Source organism: Candidatus Neomarinimicrobiota bacterium (assembly GCA_036476315.1).
Classification (GTDB): Bacteria; Fidelibacterota; Marinisomatia; order Marinisomatales; family S15-B10; genus JAZGBI01.
In genome coordinates this window covers 1-5,320 of the sequence record JAZGBI010000056.1, presented here as the reverse complement: position 1 = coordinate 5,320, position 5,320 = coordinate 1, and the positions used below count along the sequence as shown (strand labels likewise).

Annotated in this window: 7 protein-coding genes; all 7 read right to left on the bottom strand. The window is 50.9% G+C overall.

All coding sequences use genetic code 11. From position 1 onward, the window contains the following. Positions 1–185: hypothetical protein (locus V3U24_05420; GenBank protein MEE9166883.1), on the bottom strand; the 185-nt coding region annotated here is incomplete at its 3' end. Between the two features lie 22 nt (positions 186–207). Further along, complete coding sequence (gene ndk, locus V3U24_05415; GenBank protein ID MEE9166882.1) at positions 208–630, bottom strand: nucleoside-diphosphate kinase; 423 nt, start codon at positions 628–630, stop codon at positions 208–210. Continuing rightward, on the bottom strand, positions 627–1,514 hold the full coding sequence (gene sucD / locus V3U24_05410) for a succinate--CoA ligase subunit alpha (GenBank protein MEE9166881.1): 888 nt from the start codon (positions 1,512–1,514) through the stop codon (positions 627–629). Before sucD ends, ndk begins: the two co-directional genes overlap by 4 nt. Beyond that, entirely contained in the window at positions 1,511–2,692 is a 1,182-nt protein-coding gene (gene sucC, locus V3U24_05405; protein ID MEE9166880.1) for an ADP-forming succinate--CoA ligase subunit beta, read from the bottom strand. The genes sucD and sucC overlap by 4 nt, the downstream gene beginning before the upstream one ends. Positions 2,693–2,696: 4 nt before the next feature. Continuing rightward, positions 2,697–3,650, bottom strand: a complete 954-nt coding sequence (locus V3U24_05400; protein MEE9166879.1) for a carbamate kinase — start codon at positions 3,648–3,650, stop codon at positions 2,697–2,699. After that, positions 3,647–4,963, bottom strand: coding sequence for a cyclic 2,3-diphosphoglycerate synthase (locus V3U24_05395; protein ID MEE9166878.1), 1,317 nt, complete (start codon positions 4,961–4,963; stop codon positions 3,647–3,649). Before V3U24_05395 ends, V3U24_05400 begins: the two co-directional genes overlap by 4 nt. Before the next feature lie 16 nt (positions 4,964–4,979). Next, on the bottom strand, positions 4,980–5,320 hold a 341-nt coding region (locus tag V3U24_05390; GenBank protein ID MEE9166877.1), incomplete at its 5' end, for an aldehyde dehydrogenase family protein.

Here is a 5,320-nt window from a genome sequence, read left to right as displayed (position 1 = left end):
CTGGCGGGAATCTTGGCGATGAACCATGCGAAACTTGGATTCTTCATACCGAAAGGAGCCTGGGCTTCGATGGAATAGTAGTTTCCCAGAGTGCCTTCATGAATCTCCTTCTTGCTACAGCCAACCAGAAGAAGAATCGATAGTAAGAAAATGTCTCGGATCGTCCGCGTAATTATCACCCTCACGAAACGTATGCTGAAGAATAATTCACCGGTTAGGAATTTCGATGGCGGAGAAGAAAAATGCAATTTCTTTTAAAGCTGTCTCATTCGAGTCTGAACCATGGATTACATTTTCCTGGATACTCGAGCCAAACTCGTTGCGAATGGTTCCCATCCTAGCTTTCGCAGGATCGGTATCTCCCATCAGGTCACGCAATCCTCTGATCGCATTACGCTTTTTCACGACCATAGGAATGCAAGGCCCCGATGTCATGAATTCCACAAGGTCCTTGAAGAACTCTTTGTCTTTGTGAACGGCGTAAAAACCTTCCGCCTGATTTCTTGTCAAGTAGACCTGCTCCATGGCCACAATAGTGAAACCCGCCGATGAAATCCGATCGATGATTTTTCCTGCCAGACCTTTCCGGACCGCATCAGGCTTAACAATGGCCAGGCTTCTTTCTTTCACCGATTCCTGGAGGCCTCTAGGGCCATTTTTACTGTAAGGCCAATGTCCGAAGGGCTTTCGGCAATGAACACGCCTGCCTTTTTCAGAGCTGTCATTTTCTCTCGAGCAGTACCTTTCCCCCCAGCAATGATGGCTCCTGCGTGACCCATTCGTCTCCCGGGCGGAGCCGTTTTTCCGGCAACAAACGCAACCACCGGTTTGCGAAAGTCATTTGTAACAATCCAATCCGCGGCTTCTTCCTCAGCAGAACCGCCAATCTCGCCGATGAGAACTATGCTTTCTGTTTCATCATCATCAAGAAACCGCGTGAGGAGATCCACGAATGTGCTCCCAACGACGGGATCACCACCGATACCGACACAGGTTGACTGTCCAACTCCCAGCGCCGTTAATTGATGTACCGCTTCGTACGTGAGCGTTCCGCTTCGAGACAGGACTCCAACAGTCCCTGGAGTGTGAATAAATCCCGGCATGATACCTATCTTGGCCTTGTTGGGAGAGATGACACCTGGACAATTTGGACCCACCAATACAGCTTTCGATTCAGAGAGAAAATCTTTAACCCTCACCATGTCCGAGGCAGGGATTCCCTCAGTAATACATATAATGAGTTCCATACCTGCATCAGCCGCTTCCATGATGGCATCTGATGCGAAATGAGGAGGGACAAAAATGCACGACGCATTTGCTTCCGTCTCCCGAACGGCCTGAGTTACTGTGTTAAACACAGGAACGCCAAGACACTCTTTTCCACCTTTACCGGGAGTGACACCTCCAACCACACATGTTCCGTAGCTGATCATTTTCTCAGTGTGAAACGTCCCTTCCCGCCCGGTAATGCCTTGAACCAAGAGGCGTGTATTCTCGTCCACCAGAATACTCACAATGAACCTCCAGATCCCTGTTGAGCTGCTGTTACCGCTTGTTCTGCTCCCTCCCTCAGACTGGTGGCAACGATGAAATCCACTGCCGAACTCTTTAGAAGCTCCGCCGCCTTCTCCGCATTCGTCCCTTCCAACCGGACCACTATGGGAACCTTGACCGGCACGGTGGAAAGCGCATCAATAACGCCCTCAGCAACCCTGTCACACCGGACAATCCCTCCAAAAATGTTAATGAGGACCGACCTGACATCCGGATCGTCCAGAATAATCTCAATTCCTTTGGCCACGGTACCGGAACTGGCAACGCCTCCCACATCGAGGAAATTCGCGGGTTCTCCACCTGAAAGCTTGATGATATCCATGGTGGCCATAGCCAAACCGGCTCCGTTCACCATGCATCCTACGCTTCCGTCAAGCTTTATGTAGTTGAGATCATGACTTGATGCTTCAATCTCTCTGGGCAGCTCTTCAGATAGGTCGCGCAGTTCGGAGAGCTCTTTGTGCCGGAACAGGGCATTGTCATCAAAGTTGAGTTTGGCATCAAGGGCAACCACCTTGCCGTCAGCTGTTACCACAAGCGGGTTTATCTCTGCGAGGGAGCAATCGTACTCATCGAACGCGCTCCAGAGGGCCAGAAAGACCTTGGTCGCGCGGCCCACTTGTTCTCCTTCAAGGTCGAGAGAAAAGGCAAGATTCCTTGCCTGATAAGGGGTAAGACCAAATGAGGGATGAATCCACTCTTTGACTATCTTTTCCGGCATCTCCGCTGCCACTTGCTCAATCTCCACACCTCCCTCCGTTGAAACCATGAAAACGTACCTTTCGGCCGAGCGATCCAGGACAATACCTGCGTAAAGCTCCGAGGCAATGTCAATTCCTTCTTCAATAAGGAGGCGATTGACCTGCTTCCCTTCCGGTCCTGTCTGGTGGGTGACAAGCTTCATTCCGAGAAGGGCACCGGCATATTCTTTTGCCTCTTCCAAATTACCGGCGAGTTTTATTCCACCTCCTTTGCCCCTTCCTCCTGCATGGATTTGGGCTTTCACGACGATTCTTTTTCCGCCAATTCTCCTGGCCGCCTCAACCGCTTCGTCCACGGTAAGAGCAGGGAATCCTTCGGGGACAGGGACACCGGAGCTTCTCAGCAGCGCTTTTGCCTGATATTCGTGTACTTTCAAGGGATCAATCGCGTATTACGGTTCCAGATTCACCTTTCAGAGCTTCACGTATCTTCCTGATTGATGTAATGAGCACGGAATTTCCGCCCTTTTCCAGGAAGTTTATCGCTGCAGTTATCTTGGGCCCCATAGAGCCCGGAGGGAAATGGCCTTCTTCCAGAAATCGCCGAGACTCATTCACCGTCAGTTCCGAAAGCCATTCTTCGTTCCGTTGACCGAAGTTGAGGGCAACTCCGTCAACGTCTGTGAGAATAAAGAACTCGGTGGCACCAATTTCGTGAGCCAGAATTGCGGATGCAAGATCCTTGTCTACCACGGCATCGAAACCCTCCAAGCTCCCGTCCTCATTCGGGTGTACGGGAATACCTCCGCCACCAGCTGCCACGACAATCTTTCCAGCTCTGGTCAACTCTTTAATGGAGCCTGATTCAATAATTGAGATTGGGAGGGGAGAGGGGACAACTCTTCGCCAGTCTCCCGCGGAAGTCCGTCGAATCTGCCATCCAAACCGATCCGCCAACCGTCTCGCAGCATCTTCATCATATCGCTGGCCCACGTACTTTGTAGGGTTAACGACCTCGGGGTCATTCTCATCAATCAGCACTTGAGTAATCATTGTGACCACGTCCTTCCGTATGCCGGATCTCTTGAGAACATTTTGAAGGCACTGTTCAATCATGTAGCCCATACCGCCCTGAATGTCTGCAACACAGATATACAGTGGCAGCAGGGGAGCTGTGTCGGCTGTCAGTTCCGTTCTTAAAAGAGCGTTCCCTACCTGAGGAGCATTGCCATGAGTAATGGCCAATTCGTATCCACTCTTAATGAGGTGAATTACAGCTACGAGACTTTCTCGTGTATGGCGGAATTGATTGGGCAGAGAATCGGTTTCGCCCATAGGAGAAATGGCGTTTCCTCCCAGGGCCACCACAGCGGTTTTCGGGGATGACAGATTCATGACAGAAACGGTGTTAGAACATCTTCCAGATTTGGATGTCCAATTTCTTCCAAGTCGTATGAAACCCTCACCGATGGTTTGTCAATTCTAATGATGCGGCGGAGATCCACGGGCGTGGCAATAATTACGACGTCGCAGTCTACTGATTTGATGGTTTCCTCAAGATCGGCCACCTGCTTGTCTCCGTACCCCATGGCTGGCAGAAGAGTGCCAATTTCGGGGTATTTTTCGAACGTCTCCGCGATGGAGCCCTTGATCCATGGTCTTGGATCGACGATCTCCCGTGCTCCATGTTTTTCAGCTGCCACCGTGCCTGCGCCGAAGGCCATTCCACCGTGAGTCAGCGTGGGACCGTCTTCTACCACAAGGACCCGTCTTCCATGGATGGCATCAGGTTCATCCACCGAGACGGGAGACGCAGCTTCCACGACAAGGCAATCCGGATTTGCCTTTGCGATGTTTGTTCTTAGAATGTCCACGTTCTTGGGATCCGCGGTGTTCATTTTATTAATGACTACCACGTCGGCCATCTTCAGATTCGTTTCGCCTGGATAATAGGTTGACTCGTGACCAGGCCTGTGAGGGTCCACCACCACGATAAAGAGATCAGGTTTGTAAAAAGGCGTGTCGTTGTTTCCACCATCCCATACAATAATGTCGGCTTCCTTTTCAGCTTCTTTCAGGATGATCCCATAATCGACACCGGCATACACCACGGTTCCTCGTGCAATGTGGGGTTCGTATTCTTCCATCTCCTCAATGGTACAATCGTGCCTTTTCAGATCATCAAGGGTTGCAAATCGCTGCACTCGCTGCCTTGTGAGATCGCCATAGGGCATAGGGTGACGAATGACCACAGGTCTCTTCTCACGGTCACGAAGTAACTTGGCTACCCTACGGGTCGTCTGGCTCTTACCCGATCCCGTTCTCACAGCACCAACGGCCACAACGGGTTTGGTGGACTTAATCATGGTCCTCTCGCTTCCCAGCAATGTGAAATTGGCTGCCGTTCTCAGGACTTCCGATGCTTTGTGCATGACATACTCGTGAGAGACATCACTGTAGGAGAAGATGACTTCGTCTACTCGCAGGTCCAAGATGAGTCTCGGAAGCTCCTCTTCATCGAAGATGGGAATCCCGTCAGGATAATGACCACCGGAAAGTTCAGGAGGATACAATCGATTCTTTATGTGGGGAATCTGTGTGGCGGTAAACGCGACCACTTCGAATTCCGGATTGTCCCTCAGGACGGTGTTGAAATTGTGGAAATCCCGCCCAGCAGCCCCCATTATGAGAACTCTTCTTCTTTTCATGACACTTCCGTTCCGGTCATTTTTCATCCATAAAAGGGTACCGGTAATCTCTTGGAGGATCATACGTTTCCTTAATGGTCCGTTGAGAAATCCATCGGACCAGGTTAAGCACCGACCCCGCTTTGTCGTTGGTGCCTGACGCCCTTCCTCCCCCAAAAGGTTGCTGTCCGACGACAGCTCCCGTCGGTTTATCGTTGATGTAGAAGTTCCCTGCTGAATGGGTGAGGGCTTGTGTCGCTTTCACGATAATCTCTTGGTCGCCAGCGAAAACACAACCTGTTAGGCCATAGGGGGACGTGGTGTCCACCAGTTCCAGTGTCTCATTCCACTTTTTGGGATCGTAGGGATAGATGGTCA